We start from the raw sequence: 17,641 nt of genomic DNA, 5'->3' as shown, positions 1-17,641 counted from the left end.
TTTCTTCAGTTCCAGTGACGGAACGCTTTTATAACCAGAAATAGTTGGTACCCATGATTAGCACACTGCTTACCAAGATTATCGGCAGCCGGAACGACAGAACGCTCAAGGCTTTGCGCAAAATTGTAAAACAGATCAATGCCATGGAGCCGCAGTTCGAGGCTCTCTCCGATTCCGAGTTGCAGGCTAAAACGGCTGAATACCGTCAGCGTATCGAGCAGGGCGAGACTCTGGAGCAGTTGCTGCCGGAAGCGTTCGCGACTGTGCGTGAAGCCTCCAAGCGGGTGTTCGGCATGCGTCACTTCGACGTACAGCTGATCGGCGGTATGGTGCTGAACTCCAACCGCATTGCAGAAATGAAGACAGGTGAAGGTAAGACCCTGACCGCGACCCTGCCGGCCTACCTGAATGCCCTGAGCGGTCGTGGCGTGCACGTGGTGACCGTGAACGACTACTTGGCCAAGCGTGATGCGGAAGCTAACCGTCCGCTGTTTGCTTTCCTCGGCATGACCGTTGCGTGCAACGTGCCCGGCATGGATGCGTCTCAGAAGCGTGACGCCTACGCTGCCGATATCACCTACGGTACCAACAACGAATTCGGTTTCGACTACCTGCGTGACAACATGGCGTTCTCGCCGGAGCAGCGCGTACAGCGCCCGCTTAACTACGCGCTGGTGGACGAGGTTGACTCGGTGCTTATCGATGAAGCCCGTACTCCGCTCATCATCTCCGGCCCGGCCGAAGACAGCTCAGAGCTCTATATTCGCGTCAACAAGCTGATCCCGCTGCTGGTCAAGCAGGACAAGGAAGACACCGAAGAGTACACCGGTGACGGTCACTACACGGTGGACGAGAAGAACCGTCAGGCCCTGCTGACCGAAAACGGCCAGATCTTCGTGGAAGAGCTGCTCAAGAAAGAGGGGCTGCTGGACGAGAACGACTCCCTGTTCTCCGCCTCAAACATCAGCCTGCTGCACCACGTCAACGCCGGTCTGCGTGCTCATACCCTGTTCGAGCGCAATGTGGACTACATCGTCCAGAAGGACGAGATCGTCATCGTCGATGAGCACACCGGTCGTACCATGCCGGGTCGTCGCTGGTCCGATGGTCTGCATCAGGCCGTTGAAGCAAAGGAAGGGGTGAAGATCCAGAACGAGAACCAGACGCTGGCATCTATCACCTTCCAGAACTACTTCCGTCTCTACAACAAGCTGGCGGGGATGACCGGCACTGCAGATACCGAAGCCTTTGAATTCCAACAGATTTATGGCCTGGATACCGTGGTTATCCCGACCAACAAGCCGATGGTGCGCAAGGACATGGGCGATCTGGTCTACCTGACCGCCAATGAGAAGTATGCTGCCATCGTCAAGGATATTCGCGAGTGTGTGGAGCGCGGCCAGCCGGTGCTGGTGGGTACCGTCTCCATCGAAAACTCAGAGCTGCTCTCCGGCATCCTGACCAAGGAGAAGATCCCGCATCAGGTACTGAACGCCAAGTTCCACGCCATGGAGGCGGAGATCGTTGCCCAAGCAGGCCAGACTGGTGCTGTCACCATCGCCACCAACATGGCCGGTCGTGGTACCGATATCGTGTTGGGCGGCAACTGGCAGGCAGAGATCGCCAAGCTGGAGAACCCGACCGAGGAGCAGATTGCCGAGCTGAAAGCGGCCTGGCAGGTGCGCCACGATGCCGTGCTGGCCGCCGGTGGTCTGCACATTATCGGTACCGAGCGTCACGAATCCCGTCGTATCGACAACCAGCTGCGCGGCCGTTCCGGTCGTCAGGGTGACCCGGGTTCCTCCCGCTTTTACCTCTCCATGGAAGATACCCTGATGCGGATCTTCGCCTCTGATCGCGTCACCGGCATGATGAAGAAGCTGGGCATGGAAGAGGGCGAAGCCATCGAACACCCCTGGGTCACCAAGGCGATCGAAAATGCCCAGCGCAAGGTGGAAGGTCGCAACTTCGACATCCGCAAGAGCTTGCTGGAGTTTGATGACGTTGCCAACGACCAGCGCAAGGTGGTCTACGAGCAGCGTAACGAGCTGCTGGATACCAACGACATCTCCGAGACCATCCACGTTATCCGTGATGATGTCTACGGCAGCGTGATCGATGAGTATATCCCGCCCCAGTCTCTGGAAGAGATGTGGGATGTACCGGGTCTGGAAGCGCGCCTGAAGGCCGATTTCGCGCTGGATCTGCCGTTGCAGCAGTGGCTGGCGGAAGATGACAAGCTTTACGAAGAGAAGCTGCGCGAGCGCATTCTGGACGAAGCCACCAAGCTCTATGCCCACAAGGAGGAGCTGGTTGGCAAAGAGGTGCTGCGCAACTTCGAGAAGGCGGTGATGCTGCAAACTCTGGATGGTTTGTGGAAAGAGCATCTGGCGGCCATGGATCACCTGCGTCAGGGCATCCATCTGCGCGGCTACGCCCAGAAGAACCCCAAGCAGGAGTACAAGCGTGAATCCTTCGATCTGTTTACCCAGATGCTGGAAACCCTCAAACGCGACGTGGTCAGCATTCTGAGCCGTGTTCAGGTGCAGGAGCGTGATGTGGAAGCGATGGAAGAGCAGCAGCGCCAGCAGGCGGAAGCCGCTCCCCGTACCTACACCCACGCCGCTGCCGAGAACCAGCTGGCCGATGAACAGACCGCAGGCGAAGAGGGCCACACCACTTTCGTACGCGACGAGCAGAAGGTTGGCCGCAACGATCCCTGCCCGTGCGGCTCCGGCAAGAAGTACAAGCATTGCCACGGTCAGTTGACCTGATCGACGCTATGCCATAACAGGCGGGCCAAGTGCCCGCCTTGTTATTGGTGGCAACAAGCGAACAGAGGTAATTGATGGAACAGAAAAAACGGATCTGGGTGGCGGTTGGCGTCATCGAGAATGAACGGGGCGATATCTTCATCGCCAGACGCTCCTCCGATCGCCATCAGGGTGATCGCTGGGAGTTTCCCGGTGGCAAGGTAGAGTCCGGTGAGGATCTGCTCACCGCACTGGATCGGGAGCTGTGGGAAGAGATCGGCATCCGGGTGCAGGATTGTGCCCCTTTTATGGAGCTGCAGCACGACTACCCCGAGAAGCAGGTGTTGCTGGATATCTGGAAGGTGACCCGTTTCAGCGGCGATCCGTTCGGCAAGGAGGGGCAGGAGTGTCTATGGGTGCCGGTGGCTGAGCTGCACAACTACCACTTTCCCGATGCCAACGGTCCGATTGTCGCGCGGCTTCAAGGCCTGCTGGCGTGAGCCGGTAGTCATCAACAAGTATGAAAAAGGGCCAATTGGCCCTTTTTTCATTTTACAGAGGCGAGTGGCCGCAGGCTTATAGCCACTGGTCACCCTCTTCCGGCTCCGGCAGCAGGTCCGGGTTGATTTCGCCGGGAATGCGCTTCTCTTCATCGGCCCATTCGCCGAGATCGATCAGCTGGCAGCGCTTGCTGCAGAAGGGGCGGAACGGACTCTGCGGGCCCCACTCCACTTCGCTCTGGCAGGTTGGACACTTTACCTTGGTGACCATAAGCCCTCCTTAGCAGCAGGCGAGCTGGAACGGCACGTCGCCAATCGGCTGTTCTGCGGTGGGCAGAAAGCGCAGGGCGAAGCGGTTCTTGTGGCCGCTCAGGGTCGGGTAGCAGAACAGATTGCCCGGCAGCTTGATGCGGATCAGCTCGGCGCTCTCGGCGGTGTCCTGGAAGAAACCGTTGCTCGCAACCTGCTCACTGAAGCTGCCTGATTCGCGCCACAGGCGCAGCAGCAGTGTGATGGCATTCATCAGCAGGTTGATATCGCTCAGCCAGCCCTGCATCTGCTGGTGACGGGTGATGGCCGGGGTTCCGAGCCAGTGGTGCAGCTGCGGCACATCGAAGGCACACAGGCCACCCGGGATGGAGAAACGCTGGCGGATGGATCCGAGCAGACGATCCTCTTTCAGGCGGGCACCCGGGCGTGGTGAATTGAGCAGGTTGCGGGAGAGCTGGCTGCTCTCTTGCTGCATCAGTTTGATCTGCTCCAGATCGACGTCGGGCAGGCTGGCCCAGTGGCTCAGACGCTGGCCGAGACGCTCCAGATCCTTGATGAGGTCGGCGCGCAGGTCACCACGCTCCAGCAACTCCTGCAGATCGAACAGCCCCTTGAAGAAGGCGATATGTGCCCAGGATTGTTCACTCTCCAGATTGTCGCGGATCTGGGAAAATAGGGACTCCAGACGCAGGTAGGTCCGGCTTTTTTCATTGAGGGGGAAATCGTAAATCATGCCTAATCCTGGCCAGCCATAAACCGGCCTAGTGTACTCACACTTGGCGGGCTTGTTGAGAGGCAATTGCCAGATATGTCTCGTGCAGTGCCAAAATCCGCGTTTTAATCGCCATTTCGCTGTCATTGTGGTTTTCGATGACATCATCCGCCACAGCTAGCCGTTCTGTCCGGCTCGCCTGAGCAGCGATGATGGCTTTGGCCTGCTCGGTGCTGACGCCATCCCGACGGCAGGTTCGCTCAATCTGGGTGGCTTCGTCCACATCGATCACCAGCACCCGGTCGGCGAGGCCGGTGAGTTTGTTCTCCACCAGCAGCGGCACCACCAGCAGGCAGTAAGGTGAGCGGGCAGCAGCACATTGGCGCTGCATCTCGCTGCGAATGAGTGGATGGAGCAAGGCGTTGAGCCAGGTCTTGGCTTGCGGGTCGCTGAAGACCCGTTCGCGCAGGGTGCGGCGGTCGAGTTGACCGCTCGGCTCAATCACATCCGGGCCAAAATGGTCGGCGATGGCGGCAAGAGCCTGGGTGCCCGGCTCAACGACCTCGCGGGCGATCACATCGGCATCCACCACCTCGATACCCAGCTCGGCAAACTGATTGGCGATGGTGGTCTTGCCGCTGCCGATACCACCAGTGATAGCAACTACATACATGGGAGCCTCTTGCTCAAAGCAGGGTAGAGAGATACCAGTTGGTGATGGTATCGCCCCACAGCAGGGCAATCCAGCCCGCGATGGCGAGGTAGGGGCCGAAGGGGATGGGCTTACTCTGATGGTGTTTGTGCAAAGCGATCAGACTGATGCCGATCACGGCGCCGACCAGGGATGAGAGCAGCAGAATTATGGGCAGCGCCTGCCAGCCGAGCCAGGCGCCCAGCGCCGCCAGCAGCTTGAAGTCGCCATATCCCATCCCCTCCTTGCCGGTGAGCAGCTTGAAAGCCCAGTAGAGGCTCCAGAGCACCAGATAGCCCGCCATGGCGCCAATCACTGCATCAGCCAAGGGGACGAAGCCACCTGCCAGATTGAACAGCAGCCCGCTCCACAGCAGGGGCAGGGTGAGCTGGTCTGGCAACAACATCTTGTCGAGATCGATAAAGGTGAGGGCGACCAGTACCCAGGTCAGCAGCAGGGCGGCCAGCGTGCCCCAGCCTGGTGTAATCACCATGGCAACAGCAACCGAGAGCAGGGCGGTCAGCAGCTCCACCAGCGGATAGCGGGCCGAGATGGGGGCCTGACAGCCGCGGCAACGCCCCTTGAGCCAGAGCCAGCTCAACAGCGGGATGTTTTCCAGCGCAGTGATGGCGTGGCCACAGTGAGGGCATGCGGAGCGGGGGACCATCAGGTTGTAGCGCTCTGGCGCAGTGGCCTCCTCATCGGGGGAAAAGTAGCCGCGATACTCGGCCTGCCACTCCCGCTCCAGCATGATGGGCAAGCGGTGGATCACCACGTTGAGGAAACTGCCGATCATCAGGGAAAAGATAAAAACCAGCGAGAAATAGAGCCAAGGCAAGCCGTGAGCCAGCTCGAGAAGAAGTGTCATAACCAACCGTCAGTTATTAAATGAGGGGAAGGGCATGGTTGTGGCGCCATGCCCTGATGAATCAGCCCACCACGTCGCCAAGCTTGAAGATGGGCAAGTACATGGCAATAACCATGCCGCCGACCAGCACCCCCAGCACCACCATGATGAGGGGTTCCAACAAGCTGGTGAGGCCATCGACCAGGTCGTCCACCTCCTGCTCGAAGATGGTGGCAACCTTGGAGAGCATATCATCGATGGCGCCGGACTCCTCGCCGATCATCACCATCTGGATCACCATGTCGGGAAAGAGATCGACGGTGCGCATCGCCACGTTGATCTGCATACCTGCCACTACCTCGTTGCGAATGGCCATTACTGCGGTGCGATAGACATAGTTGCCTGAAGCGCCGGCCGCCGAGATGAGTGCATCGACCAGTGGAATGCCGGCCGAGAAGGTGGTTGAGAGTGTACGGGCAAAGCGAGCCATGGCCGCCTTGTGCAGGATCATCCCGACCACCGGGATGGTAAGTACAAACTTGTCGGTATTGTCCTTTACCTTCTGGGAGGCGCGCCAGGCGCGTACATAGAGGAAGATGGCGAGTGCAGCTCCGCCAAAGAAGACATACCACCAGTTCTGCATAAAGCGTGAGATGCCGATGACAAACTGGGTGAACACCGGCAGCTCGGCGCCGAAGCTCTTGAAGATATCCTCGAACTGGGGGATGACGAACAGCAGCAGGATGGAAGTCACCACGATGGCCACCAGAATAACCATGGTGGGATAGAACATTGCCTTCTTGATCTTCGACTTGAGCGCTTCCGACTTTTCCCGATAGGTGGCGATACGGTCGTAGATGGTCTCCAGCGCACCGGATTGTTCTCCTGCTTCCACCAGATCGCAGTAGAGATCGTCAAAATGGCGGGGGTGGCGGCGCAACGCCTCCGACATGGGGGTGCCGGTTTCGACATCTGCGGCAATCTCCCCCATCAGTTCGCGCATGGCAGCTTTCTCGTGGCTGCGGGCGATGATCTGCAGACTCTGTACCAGTGGTACGCCGGCGGAGAGCATGGTAGTGATCTGGCGGGAAACGATGGCGATATCCATCGGCTTGATCTTGGCGCCACCCTTGGAGAAGAGCCCTTGGGATTTTTTGGCCACCTTGGTGACGTTGACCCCCTGCTTGCGCAGCTCCGCCTTGACGGTATTGATGCTGTCAGCCTGCAGCTCGCCAGAGACCTTCTGCCCCTTGCGATTAACCCCGTGCCAGCGGTAGGCGAAGACTTTTTTGGGGGTATTGTTCTTTTTCGTTAGGGTTGCCATCTTTGCATCCTGCAATTGGGCGGATGGTCAGGGAGTCCCTGAACCATCTGACCTGATAAATATCCTCAAACGGCTTGGCACCATCTGGTCGTTTGCTGGTAAATCATCTTGCTCGCATCTTGGCGAGGTTTAATTGGTGGTGACCCGGTTGACCTCTGCCAGGCTGGTGACACCGAGGCGTGCCTTCTCCAGTCCCGAAGTGCGCAGGGTGCGCATCCCCTCCTTCTGCGCGATAGCGGCAATTTGCAGGGAGTTTGCCCCCTGCATGATCAATTTGGCGATGTTCTCCGACATCAACATGATTTCGTAGATGCCGACCCGCCCCTTGTAGCCGCCGGAACACTCCTTGCACCCCACAGGTTTGAACAGCCGCAAGCCGGCTGCCAGCTGCTGCGGGGTAAAACCCAGCTCCAGCAGCTCTGCTTCCGGCACCACCTCCGGCGCCTTGCAGTGGTCGCACAGTTTACGTGCCAGCCGTTGGGCCATGATCAGGGTGACCGAAGAGGCGATATTGAAGGCGGGCACTCCCATATTCATCATCCGGGTCAGGGTTTCGGCTGCCGAGTTGGTGTGCAGGGTTGAGAGCACCAGGTGGCCAGTTTGCGCAGCCTTGATGGCGATCTCGGCGGTTTCGAGATCCCGTATCTCCCCCACCATCACCACATCCGGGTCTTGCCGCAAGAAGGAGCGTAGGGCGCTGGCGAAGGTGAGCCCCGCCTTGGGATTGACCTGCACCTGGTTGACGCCCGGCAGGTTGATCTCAACCGGGTCTTCGGCGGTGGAGATGTTTACCTCGGTAGTGTTGAGAATATTGAGGCCGGTATAGAGCGAGACCGTCTTGCCCGAACCGGTGGGGCCGGTCACCAGGATCATCCCCTGTGGTTTCGAGAGAGCACGCAGGTACTGCGCCTTCTGGCGGTCGTCGAAGCCGAGCTGCTCGATATTGAGGCGGGCCGCCGAGGAGTCGAGCAGACGGATAACGATCTTCTCCCCCCACATGGTGGGCAGGGTATTAACCCGCATATCCATCGACTTGTTGCGCGACAGCTTCAATTTGATGCGGCCATCCTGCGGCAGCCGCCGCTCGGCGATATCGAGCCGCGCCATCACCTTGAGGCGGGCAGAGAAGCGGTTGGCCAGATTGACCGGCGGAGTGGCGATTTCGTGCAGAATGCCATCGATGCGAAAGCGCACCCGATACTTGAACTCGTAAGGCTCGAAGTGCAGGTCGGAGGCGCCGCGCTTGATGGCATCCATCAGGATCTTGTTGATGTACTTGACGATGGGGGCGTCGTCATCGGCGGTATTGACGCTCTCGTCCAGTCGACTGTTCTCGTCGGAGACTTCGAGATCCGAAATCTCTGCTTCGTCGATATCCTCCATGCCGAGGGCGTCGTTTTCGCTCTCCAGCAGCTTGCCGATGGCGGCGGTGAGCTTGTTCTCCTCCACCAGCAGCGCCTCGGTATGGAGTCCGAAGCTGAAGCCGAAGTCCTCCAGTGCCGAGACATTGGTCGGATCCGACATGGCGATATAGAGAGTGTGGCCCTGGGTGTAGATGGGCAGCACGTGGTGTTTCTCAATCAGCTTCTGATTGAGGTACTTCTGCGGGATCTCGGCCAAATCGAAGGCGGCAAGATCCAGCAGAGGTACCCCATACTCCAGCTCGCAAAAATCGGCGAGCGCCTTGCTGTCGAGGATGTCGTTTTCTATCAGAAAGGTGACAAAAGGTTTACGCTGGGCCTTCGCCTGGCTTAGATAGCGCTGGGACTCCTCTTCACTGATCAGTGAAGAGGCGGCCAGGCTTAACGCCAGGCCGCTATTAGGGCTAGAGGTCATAAATGCTCATGAGCAGTTATTGGTGGCACCAGATGTCGGTCCCCACAATACTCGACCATTATCAAGAACAGGGGTCAGACTAATTTGGCATCCATTGGTGCCATCGCCGGTGTCAGGGGTGCCCTCTCCGGTAATTACTCCATTATTCACATCCATATTAACAACTTTGCTTGTGCCACTGGCCCCAGATATTGCAGCGGGAATGCCTTTAGTTCCAGCATCACACCCAGTTAATGTTTGTGTAGACTGAGCACATACTTCTACGCCGGTCTTATAGCCACCAGTAGCTGCAACCACTTCAGTCGCCCTTGCTCGTCGAGTGTAATCTTGATACGCCGGCAGCGCTACCGCCGCCAGAATGGCCACGATCGCGACCACGATCATCAATTCAATAAGGGTAAAGCCTGATTGTTTCTTCATTTTACTGTTCATGAAAAATATCCTTTTATCCTTGGTTCCTGGGAAGTGCCGGTGGAAAATCATCTGCACGTCAGTATCTTATCCGAGCTGTCAGGGGTGGCAACAGAGATTGTCTATTTTGTTAATCACACTTCTTTCATTTAGCAAAAACTTGATGCGTGTCATAAAAGAAGTGGCCTCCTATGACTCTTTATATTGCCGGAATCGGGTCCGTCTTAACACTCCTTTGCCGAGGGATCCTGCATAAAGAAAAGGCGCCCATGGCGCCTTTTGCAAGTTGTTTGTCCGGTTAGGCCGAGTATTTGCTCAGGTCCCGGTAATTTGGCTCACTGCTGGATAAAACGCATGGAGAGATCGAGCGCCCGCACATGCTTGGTGAGCGCCCCGACCGAGATAAAATCGACGCCGGTGGCAGCGAACTCGGCCAGGGTGTCCAGCGTCACATTACCGGAAACTTCCAGCTTGGCGCGCCCCTGATTAATGGCGACTGCTTCCCGCATCATGGCCACGTCGAAATTGTCGAGCATCACAATATCGGCATTGGCCGCCAGTGCCTGTTCCAGTTCTGCCAGTGATTCCACTTCCACCTCCACCGGTTTGCCCGGATTGAGCCGACGAGCCTCGCTAATTGCCTCGGCGATGCCGCCACAGGCGAGGATATGGTTCTCTTTGATGAGATAGGCGTCGTAGAGGCCGATGCGGTGGTTTTTGCCGCCGCCACAGGTGACCGCATACTTCTGGGCGGTGCGTAGCCCAGGAATGGTCTTGCGGGTGTCGAGCAGGCGGCAGTCGGTGCCCTCCAGTTCAGCCACATAGCGAGCGGTGAGGGTGGCGACGCCTGAGAGGGTCTGGACAAAGTTCAGCGCATTGCGCTCGCCGGTCAGCAGCCGGCGGGCAGGGCCGTGGAGGCGGAACAGCTCCTGATTGGGGGAGAGCACTTCCCCATCCTGCACCTTCCACTCCACCTTCACGTCGCCGCCGAGTTGTACGAACACTTCATCCACCCAGGGCTGGCCGCAGAACACACCGGCCTCACGGGTGATGACCCGGGCGCTGGCCATCCGGTCGGCCGGGATCAGCTGGGCGGTGATATCGGCACTGGCGTCCGGTTGGTCCAGCGTGGTGAGGGCATCGCCCAGATCTTCGAGTAGTGCGGCGCGCACGGCGCGGCTGACATCCTGTTGAAACATGCCTTATTCCTGCAAGGGTCTGAGCAGCAGTTGCCGCTCCTTTTGAACCAGCTCCAGCCGACCGAGGGCGTTCATGCCAACCAGCACTTCGTCACCGTCTGCCGCCGGATTGATAAAGATGGCCAGATCGTACAAGGTCAATGGCCCCATCGCCAGCGTTTCGATGGTGCCGTTGCCGACCCGGATCTGCCCCGCAGCGGTATTGACCTGGCTGCTACCATAAGCTGTCAGGCCGAGGCGCTCGGCAACCTGTTGCGGGATGGTGATGCGTGTAGCGCCGGTATCGAGCAGCAGTTGCACCGGTTGGCCGTTGATGGCACCCTCCAGACGATAGTGGCCACTCTGGTCGGCCCGCAGCAACAGCTCGCCGCTGGCGGTGACGCTCGGTTGGTTGCGGGAGTGAAAATAGAGGGTCAGCAGGCCCATCAAAGAGAGCCAGGCCAGTAACCACATCCAGCGTGCCGTGTGCTGCATACCCCATCCATATCGAGCGGAAGATGACTCAGCCTAACATACCATTTCCCGTTGATTCAGTGAGTTGGTGTCGGGTTGCCTATCAGGTATCTTCGTTTTTTCGCCATTTAGCAGCCAACTCGAGTAGCCGATGACTCAACTCCCTTCGCAACCTTGTTTCTCTATCGATGCTGCTGGCTGGTGCCAGCAGGCGCGCCGGGTGCCTTCTCCTCACCACAACGAGCGGGCCGTGCCGGACGATATCTCCCTGCTGGTGGTGCATGGCATCAGCCTGCCGCCGGGGGAGTTTGGTGGCCCCTTTATCGACGATCTTTTTATGGGGCGGCTCGACCCCGATGCCCACCCCTATTTTGCCGGTATCCATCAGTTGCGGGTTTCGGCCCATTGCTTGATCCGCCGTGATGGCGAGTTGGTGCAGTATGTGCCGTTTGGCGCACGCGCCTGGCATGCTGGTATCTCGAGCTGGCAGGGGAGAGAGGCATGCAATGACTTCTCCATCGGCATCGAGCTGGAAGGGACCGACGAGACCCCCTACACCGAGGCTCAATATCGGGCACTGGTAGGGCTCACTCGAGCCATTTCAGAACGCTATCCGGCGATTACCCGCGAAAAAATTGTCGGTCATTGCGACATAGCGCCAGGGCGCAAGACGGATCCCGGTGCCAGTTTTCAGTGGGATTACTACTGGCAACTACTAAACAGCTAAAGTAAATATTCAAATTTAGTTTGGATTTTAAAATCAATGGCTTGCCGATCTGGCAGGCCATTTTTGCCTCTGGTTGCACATATGTTATTTGTGAGCGTGGTCAAGAATATTGGTCAGACCATTTTCTATGAGCTAAATCATGTTTCCTCTGCTTTACCCCTTAAGTGGTGGGGGTGATTCTTGACTCAGATCATCTTTTGAGTGGACTTTTCAAAAGGCCTCTGCTAATTTTCGCCCCATCCATGAAATTGGTAATACCAATTTAACAAAGTAGCCTCATGCCCTATCGCAAGATTACGCAACCCAAGTTGGCCGACTCCATTGTCGCCGAGCTGGAACAGATGATTCTGGAAGGCAGCCTGCAGCCGGGGCAGAAATTGCCTCCCGAGCGGGAACTCGCCATCCAGTTTCAGGTATCGCGCCCCTCCCTGCGCGAAGCCATCCAGCGGCTGGAAGCGCGCGGGTTGCTTTATCGCCGTCAGGGCGGCGGCACTTATGTGCAGAATGCCCTGAGCAAGGGGATGGCCGATCCTCTGTTCGAACTGCTCAGTACTCACCCGGAAGCCCGGTATGACCTGCTGGAGTTTCGCCACGCGCTGGAGGGCATCTGTGCCTACTACGCCGCCTTGCGGGGAACCGGGTCTGATTTCGAGCGCATTCGTCAGGTACAAATCACCATCGAAGAGGCGGGCCAGTCGGGCTCGCTGGTGGCCGAATCGGCAGCCGTCACCCAGTTTTATCTGGCGGTGGCCGAGGCGTCCCACAACGTGGTGCTGCTGCACCTGCTGCGGGCCATGAGCCCCATGCTCGAGCAGAACATTCTGCAGAATAACGAGATTTTGAATCGCCGCCCGGGAGTGGTAGCCAAGATACGTCGCCATCGCGCGAATCTGATCGAGGCTATTCTTTCGGGGGCTCCGGAGCGGGCCAGAACAGCTTGTCATGAGCATCTGGCCTTTATCGAGGACACCTTGTTGGATATGCAGAGGGAAGACAGCCGGATCCAGCGATCCATGCGTCGGATCCGTCAGCAGGAAAACTAATCCCACAAGGCTTTATTGTCGAATGCTTGCGCCCTTCGCCGTGCAATGCCGTGCAATCACAACAACATAGGAACCAGCCATGTCTGATATCCTGAAGAACGATGTGGACCCGATAGAAACGCTGGAGTGGCTTGCCTCTCTGGAATCCCTGCTGCGTGAAGAGGGTCCGCAACGCGCTCAGTTCATCCTTGAACAGTTGGCCGAGAAAGCCCGCGCAAGCGGTGTGGACGTGGCTGCCAAGGCAAATCGCGATTACATCAACACCATCCCGTCCAGCGATGAGCCGGACTACCCGGGTGACCTGGAGATGGAACGCCGCATTCGCGCCATCATCCGCTGGAACGCCATGATGATCGTGCTGCGCGCCTCCAAGAAAGACCTGGACCTGGGTGGTCACATGTCTTCCTTCGCTTCTTCTGCGACCATCTATGATGTCTGCTTCAACCACTTCTTCCGTGCTCGCAACGAGAAGGATGGTGGCGATCTGGTTTACTTCCAGGGTCACATTTCCCCGGGCATCTATGCTCGCGCCTTTGCTGAGGGTCGTCTGACCGAAGAGCAGCTGGACAACTTCCGTCAGGAAGTGGACGGCAAGGGTCTGCCTTCCTATCCGCACCCGAAACTGATGCCGGACTTCTGGCAGTTCCCGACCGTCTCCATGGGTCTGGGCCCCATCGCCGCCATCTATCAGGCTCGCTTCCTGAAGTACCTGACCGACCGTGGCATCAAGGATTGCTCCGAGCAGACCGTTTACGCCTTCCTGGGTGACGGCGAGATGGACGAGCCGGAAGCCAAGGGTGCCCTGACTGTTGCCGTGCGTGAAAAGCTCGACAACCTGGTGTTCGTGGTTAACTGCAACCTGCAGCGTCTGGATGGTCCGGTTGTCGGTAACGGCAAGGTCATCAACGAGCTGGAAGGCCTGTTCGCTGGCGCCGGTTGGGACGTGACCAAGGTTATCTGGGGTCGCAAGTGGGATGAGCTGCTGAAGAAAGACACTTCCGGCAAGCTGATCCAGCTGATGAACGAGACTGTGGACGGTGACTACCAGACCATGAAGTCCCGCGACGGTGGCTACATCCGCGAGCACTTCTTCAACCGTTATCCGGAAACTGCCGCGCTGGTCAAAGACATGACCGACGAGGAGATCTTCGCCCTGAACCGCGGTGGTCACGATCCTCGCAAACTGTTCGCTGCATTCAACAAGGCGACCCAGACCAAGGGCAAGCCGACCGTTATTCTGGCCAAGACCATCAAGGGTTACGGTATGGGTGAAGCGGCCGAAGGCAAGAACATCGCTCACCAGGTCAAGAAGATGGAGCTGGACTCCGTGCGTCACCTGCGTGACCGCTTCAACCTGCCGGTGGCCGACGAGCAGCTGGCCGATCTGCCGTACCTGAAGATCGAAGAGGGCAGTGAAGAGCACAAGTACCTGCATGCTCGTCGTGCAGCCCTGAAAGGCTATCTGCCGACCCGTCTGCGCGAAAGCACCACCAAGCTGGAAATCCCGGCGCTGGATGCCTTCGGCCCGCTGTTGGGCGAGCAGGCGCGCGAAATCTCCACCACCATGGCGTTCGTGCGTTCCCTGAACGTGATGCTGAAAGACAAGTCCATCGGCAAGCGTATCGTTCCGATCCTGGCTGACGAAGCCCGTACCTTCGGTATGGAAGGTCTGTTCCGCCAGATCGGTATCTACAGCCCGCACGGTCAGCAGTACACCCCGCAAGACCGCGACATCGTCTCCTACTACAAGGAAGACAAGCAGGGTCAGGTTCTGCAAGACGGTATCAACGAGCTGGGCGCCATGTCCTCCTGGCTGGCTGCTGCGACCTCTTACAGCACCAACGATTGCCCGATGATCCCGTTCTACATCTACTACTCCATGTTCGGCTTCCAGCGGATCGGCGACATGGCGTGGGCAGCCGGTGACCAGCAAGCCCGTGGCTTCCTGCTGGGTGCGACCTCCGGTCGTACTACCCTGAACGGCGAAGGTCTGCAGCACGAAGATGGTCACAGCCACATCCTGGCGAACACCATCCCGAACTGCATCTCCTACGACCCGTCCTACGCCTATGAAGTAGCGGTGATCGTACAGGACGGCCTGCGCCGCATGTACGGTGAGAACCCGGAGAACGTGTTCTACTACATCACCACCCTGAACGAGAACTATGCCATGCCGGCCATGCCGGAAGGCGCCGAGGAAGGCATCCGCAAGGGTATCTACAAGCTGGAATCCGTAGCCGGTGCCAAGGCGAAAGTTCAGCTGCTGGGCTGTGGTTCTATCCTGGGTCACGTGCGCAAGGCTGCCCAGATCCTGGCCAGCGAGTACGGCATCGGTTCCGATGTGTTCAGCGTCACCTCCTTCAACGAACTGGCCCGTGACGGTCAGGACGCGGATCGCTGGAACATGCTGCACCCGACCGCCGAAGCTCGCGTACCCTACATCGCTCAGGTACTGGGTTCCGAAGCCACCATCGCTGCGACCGACTACATGAAGTCCTTCGCCGATCAGGTTCGCGCCTTCGTGCCGACCGAGAACTACCGCGTGCTGGGTACCGACGGTTACGGCCGTTCCGACAGCCGTGCCAACCTGCGTCGTCACTTCGAAGTGAACGAGTTCTACGTGGTGGTTGCTGCTCTGACCGAACTGGCCAAGCGCGGCGAGCTCGACAAGCAGGTTGTGGCCGACGCCATCGCCAAGTACGGCATCGATGCCGACAAGGTCAACCCGCTGTACGCGTAAGTGGATCAAGGGTTGCGCCGTCATGCGGCGCGACCTTGCCAGGGTTTAAAACGGTTAACGCGAGATGTGCGTGGCGGCATCAGCCAGCCACGCGGATCGACGCAAGAGGATAAAGCACAATGTCCAAACAGATTATGGTGCCGGATATCGGCGCCGATGAGGTTGAAGTCACCGAGATCATGGTGGCCGTGGGCGACAAGGTCGAGCTGGACCAGTCCATTATCGCGGTAGAAGGCGACAAGGCCTCCATGGAAGTACCGGCCCCGTCAGCCGGTATCGTCAAAGAGATCCTGATCAAGGTGGGCGACAAGGTTGCCACCGGTTCCCAGATCATGATCTTCGAAGCCGAAGGCGCTGCAGCCCCTGCTGAAGTGGCTGCACCGGTTGCTGCTGCTCCGGCCGTCGCACCTGCCGCTGCCGTGCGCAAAGATGTGCACGTACCGGACATCGGTGACGACGAAGTGGACGTGACTGAAATCATGGTTGCCGTCGGCGACATGGTAGAAGCTGACCAGTCCATCATCGCCGTGGAAGGTGACAAGGCCTCCATGGAAGTACCGGCACCGTTCGCAGGCCGCGTAGTCGAGATCAAGGTTGCCGCTGGTGCCAAGGTCTCTACCGGCTCTCTGGTGATGGTATTTGAAGTGGCTGGCGCTGCGCCTGCTGCCGTTGCTGCTCCGGCCCAAGCTGCCGCGCCCGTGGCTGCTGCCCCGGTTGCCGCTGCTGCCAAAGAGGTCAACGTACCGGATATCGGTGGCGATGAGGTGGAAGTCACCGAGATCATGGTTGCTGTGGGTGACAAGGTTGAAGCCGATCAGTCCCTGATCGCCGTGGAAGGTGACAAGGCCTCCATGGAAGTGCCTGCTCCGTTCGCCGGTGTGGTCAAAGAGATCAAGGTGAAGGCGGGTGACAAGGTCTCCACCGGTTCCCTGATCATGGTCTTCGAAGTAGCTGGCGCTGCTCCTGCTGCCGCGCCGGTTGCTCAAGCTGCCGCTCCGGTCGCTGCAGCCCCTGTTGCCGCTGCTCCGGCTCCGGTTGCCCAGGCTGCTGCCGCTGCGACCGATTTCGTTGCCAACGATGCCTATGTACACGCCTCCCCGGCAGTACGCCGTCTGGCGCGCGAGTTTGGCGTCAACTTGGCCAAGGTGAAAGCCTCCGGTCGCAAGGGCCGCATCGTCAAAGAAGACGTACAAGCCTACGTGAAGGATGCCATCAAGCGTGCCGAGTCCGCTCCTGCCTCTGCCGGCGTAGCCGGTGGCAACGGTCTGGGCGTACTGCCGTGGCCGAAGGTAGACTTCAGCAAGTTTGGTGATGTGGAAGAGGTCGAGCTGACCCGCATCCAGAAGATCTCCGGTCCGAACCTGCACCGCAACTGGGTCATGATCCCTCATGTCACCCAGTTCGACGAAGCCGATACCACCGAGCTGGAAGCGTTCCGCAAAGAGCAGAACGCGATGCTCGAGAAGCAGAAGGCTGACGTGAAGATCACCCCGCTGGTGTTCATCCTGAAAGCCGCCGCCAAGGCGCTGGAAGCTCACCCGCGCTTCTGCAGCTCCCTGTCCGAAGATGGCAGCAAGCTGATCATGAAGAAGTACATCCACATCGGTGTGGCGGTAGATACCCCCAACGGTCTGGTTGTGCCCGTGGTGCGCGATGTTAACAAGAAGGGCATCATGGAGCTGTCTCGCGATCTGGCCGAGATCTCCAAGAAGGCCCGTGCCGGCAAGCTGACCGCTGCCGACATGCAGGGCGGTTGCTTCACCATCTCCAGCCTGGGTGGCATCGGCGGTACCAGCTTTACCCCGATCGTCAACGCGCCGGAAGTGGCTATCCTCGGTGTTTCCAAGTCCGAGATGAAGCCGAAGTGGAACGGTAAAGAGTTCGCGCCGCGCCTGATGCTGCCGCTGGCTCTGAGCTACGACCACCGCGTGATCGATGGTGCCGATGGGGCTCGCTTCATCACCACCATGAACGGCGTGCTGTCCGACATTCGTCGACTGGTCCTGTAAGTGAGAGGGCGGGCCCAGAGCCTGCCCTTTTTACTTCTCATTTCATTAACATGATCGTAAACTTGCCCCGTTTTTTTCACGGCTGCAGCGGCCTCTTGTTTTGCAAGGAAAAGAAGGCATAAGACT

At 58.5% G+C, this 17,641-nt stretch carries 15 protein-coding genes; 6 read left to right on the top strand and 9 right to left on the bottom strand.

The features are described from left to right. The first annotated feature begins 53 nt into the window (after nt 1-53). Nucleotides 54-2,774, top strand: a complete 2,721-nt coding sequence (gene secA, locus G5171_RS15945; protein WP_337073398.1) for a preprotein translocase subunit SecA — start codon at nt 54-56, stop codon at nt 2,772-2,774. A 74-nt stretch (nt 2,775-2,848) separates the two neighbouring features. Beyond that, nucleotides 2,849-3,253, top strand: coding sequence for an 8-oxo-dGTP diphosphatase MutT (gene mutT, locus G5171_RS15940; protein ID WP_005341686.1), 405 nt, complete (start codon nt 2,849-2,851; stop codon nt 3,251-3,253). Nucleotides 3,254-3,329: 76 nt separating this feature from the next. On the opposite strand, the gene yacG is transcribed toward mutT, so the two are convergent. The 9 genes from yacG to G5171_RS15895 all read right to left on the bottom strand — a co-directional run bounded on the left by yacG (nt 3,330) and on the right by G5171_RS15895 (nt 11,017). Beyond that, nucleotides 3,330-3,524: a DNA gyrase inhibitor YacG gene (gene yacG / locus G5171_RS15935; protein ID WP_005336142.1), complete on the bottom strand. Its 195-nt coding sequence runs from the start codon at nt 3,522-3,524 to the stop codon at nt 3,330-3,332. A gap of 9 nt (nt 3,525-3,533) precedes the next feature. Beyond that, nucleotides 3,534-4,256, bottom strand: a complete 723-nt coding sequence (gene zapD / locus G5171_RS15930; protein ID WP_005336141.1) for a cell division protein ZapD — start codon at nt 4,254-4,256, stop codon at nt 3,534-3,536. Between the two features lie 37 nt (nt 4,257-4,293). Further along, the gene (coaE, locus tag G5171_RS15925) at nt 4,294-4,908 is read right to left on the bottom strand and encodes a dephospho-CoA kinase (RefSeq protein ID WP_421212466.1); all 615 of its coding nucleotides are present in this window, start codon (nt 4,906-4,908) and stop codon (nt 4,294-4,296) included. A gap of 13 nt (nt 4,909-4,921) precedes the next feature. Beyond that, entirely contained in the window at nt 4,922-5,794 is an 873-nt protein-coding gene (locus G5171_RS15920; RefSeq protein ID WP_421251073.1) for a prepilin peptidase, read from the bottom strand. Nucleotides 5,795-5,855: 61 nt separating this feature from the next. Further along, nucleotides 5,856-7,097 (bottom strand): type II secretion system F family protein, encoded by a 1,242-nt coding sequence (locus G5171_RS15915; protein ID WP_421251072.1) that lies wholly within the window; start codon nt 7,095-7,097, stop codon nt 5,856-5,858. Between the two features lie 129 nt (nt 7,098-7,226). Next, nucleotides 7,227-8,933 carry a PilB family type IVa pilus assembly ATPase TapB gene (tapB, locus tag G5171_RS15910; protein WP_216979990.1) on the bottom strand — a complete coding sequence of 569 codons (1,707 nt, stop codon included), beginning with the start codon at nt 8,931-8,933 and terminating at the stop codon, nt 7,227-7,229. 6 nt (nt 8,934-8,939) lie between these two features. Then, entirely contained in the window at nt 8,940-9,365 is a 426-nt protein-coding gene (locus tag G5171_RS15905) for a pilin (protein ID WP_421260421.1), read from the bottom strand. Between the two features lie 314 nt (nt 9,366-9,679). Then, nucleotides 9,680-10,543, bottom strand: a complete 864-nt coding sequence (nadC, locus tag G5171_RS15900; protein WP_216979992.1) for a carboxylating nicotinate-nucleotide diphosphorylase — start codon at nt 10,541-10,543, stop codon at nt 9,680-9,682. Between the two features lie 3 nt (nt 10,544-10,546). Continuing rightward, entirely contained in the window at nt 10,547-11,017 is a 471-nt protein-coding gene (locus G5171_RS15895; protein WP_005336129.1) for a retropepsin-like aspartic protease family protein, read from the bottom strand. 130 nt (nt 11,018-11,147) lie between these two features. Here G5171_RS15895 and ampD point away from each other — a divergent pair, with 130 nt between their 5' ends. From ampD to aceF, 4 genes are all read left to right on the top strand, one after another. Next, nucleotides 11,148-11,723, top strand: a complete 576-nt coding sequence (ampD, locus tag G5171_RS15890; RefSeq protein WP_216979993.1) for a 1,6-anhydro-N-acetylmuramyl-L-alanine amidase AmpD — start codon at nt 11,148-11,150, stop codon at nt 11,721-11,723. A 278-nt stretch (nt 11,724-12,001) separates the two neighbouring features. Continuing rightward, a complete protein-coding gene (pdhR, locus tag G5171_RS15885) occupies nt 12,002-12,766 on the top strand; it encodes a pyruvate dehydrogenase complex transcriptional repressor PdhR (RefSeq protein ID WP_005341670.1) in 765 nt (254 codons plus the stop codon). A gap of 79 nt (nt 12,767-12,845) precedes the next feature. Continuing rightward, a complete protein-coding gene (aceE, locus tag G5171_RS15880; protein ID WP_216979995.1) occupies nt 12,846-15,506 on the top strand; it encodes a pyruvate dehydrogenase (acetyl-transferring), homodimeric type in 2,661 nt (886 codons plus the stop codon). A 119-nt stretch (nt 15,507-15,625) separates the two neighbouring features. Further along, a complete protein-coding gene (gene aceF / locus G5171_RS15875) occupies nt 15,626-17,515 on the top strand; it encodes a pyruvate dehydrogenase complex dihydrolipoyllysine-residue acetyltransferase (protein ID WP_216979996.1) in 1,890 nt (629 codons plus the stop codon). Nucleotides 17,516-17,641: the final 126 nt, after the last annotated feature.

This window comes from Aeromonas sp. 600774 (genome assembly GCF_049175075.1).
Lineage (GTDB): Bacteria > Pseudomonadota > Gammaproteobacteria > Enterobacterales > Aeromonadaceae > Aeromonas > Aeromonas veronii_A.
Note: the sequence above shows the minus strand (reverse complement) of the source record. Positions and strands in the feature narration are given on the sequence as shown.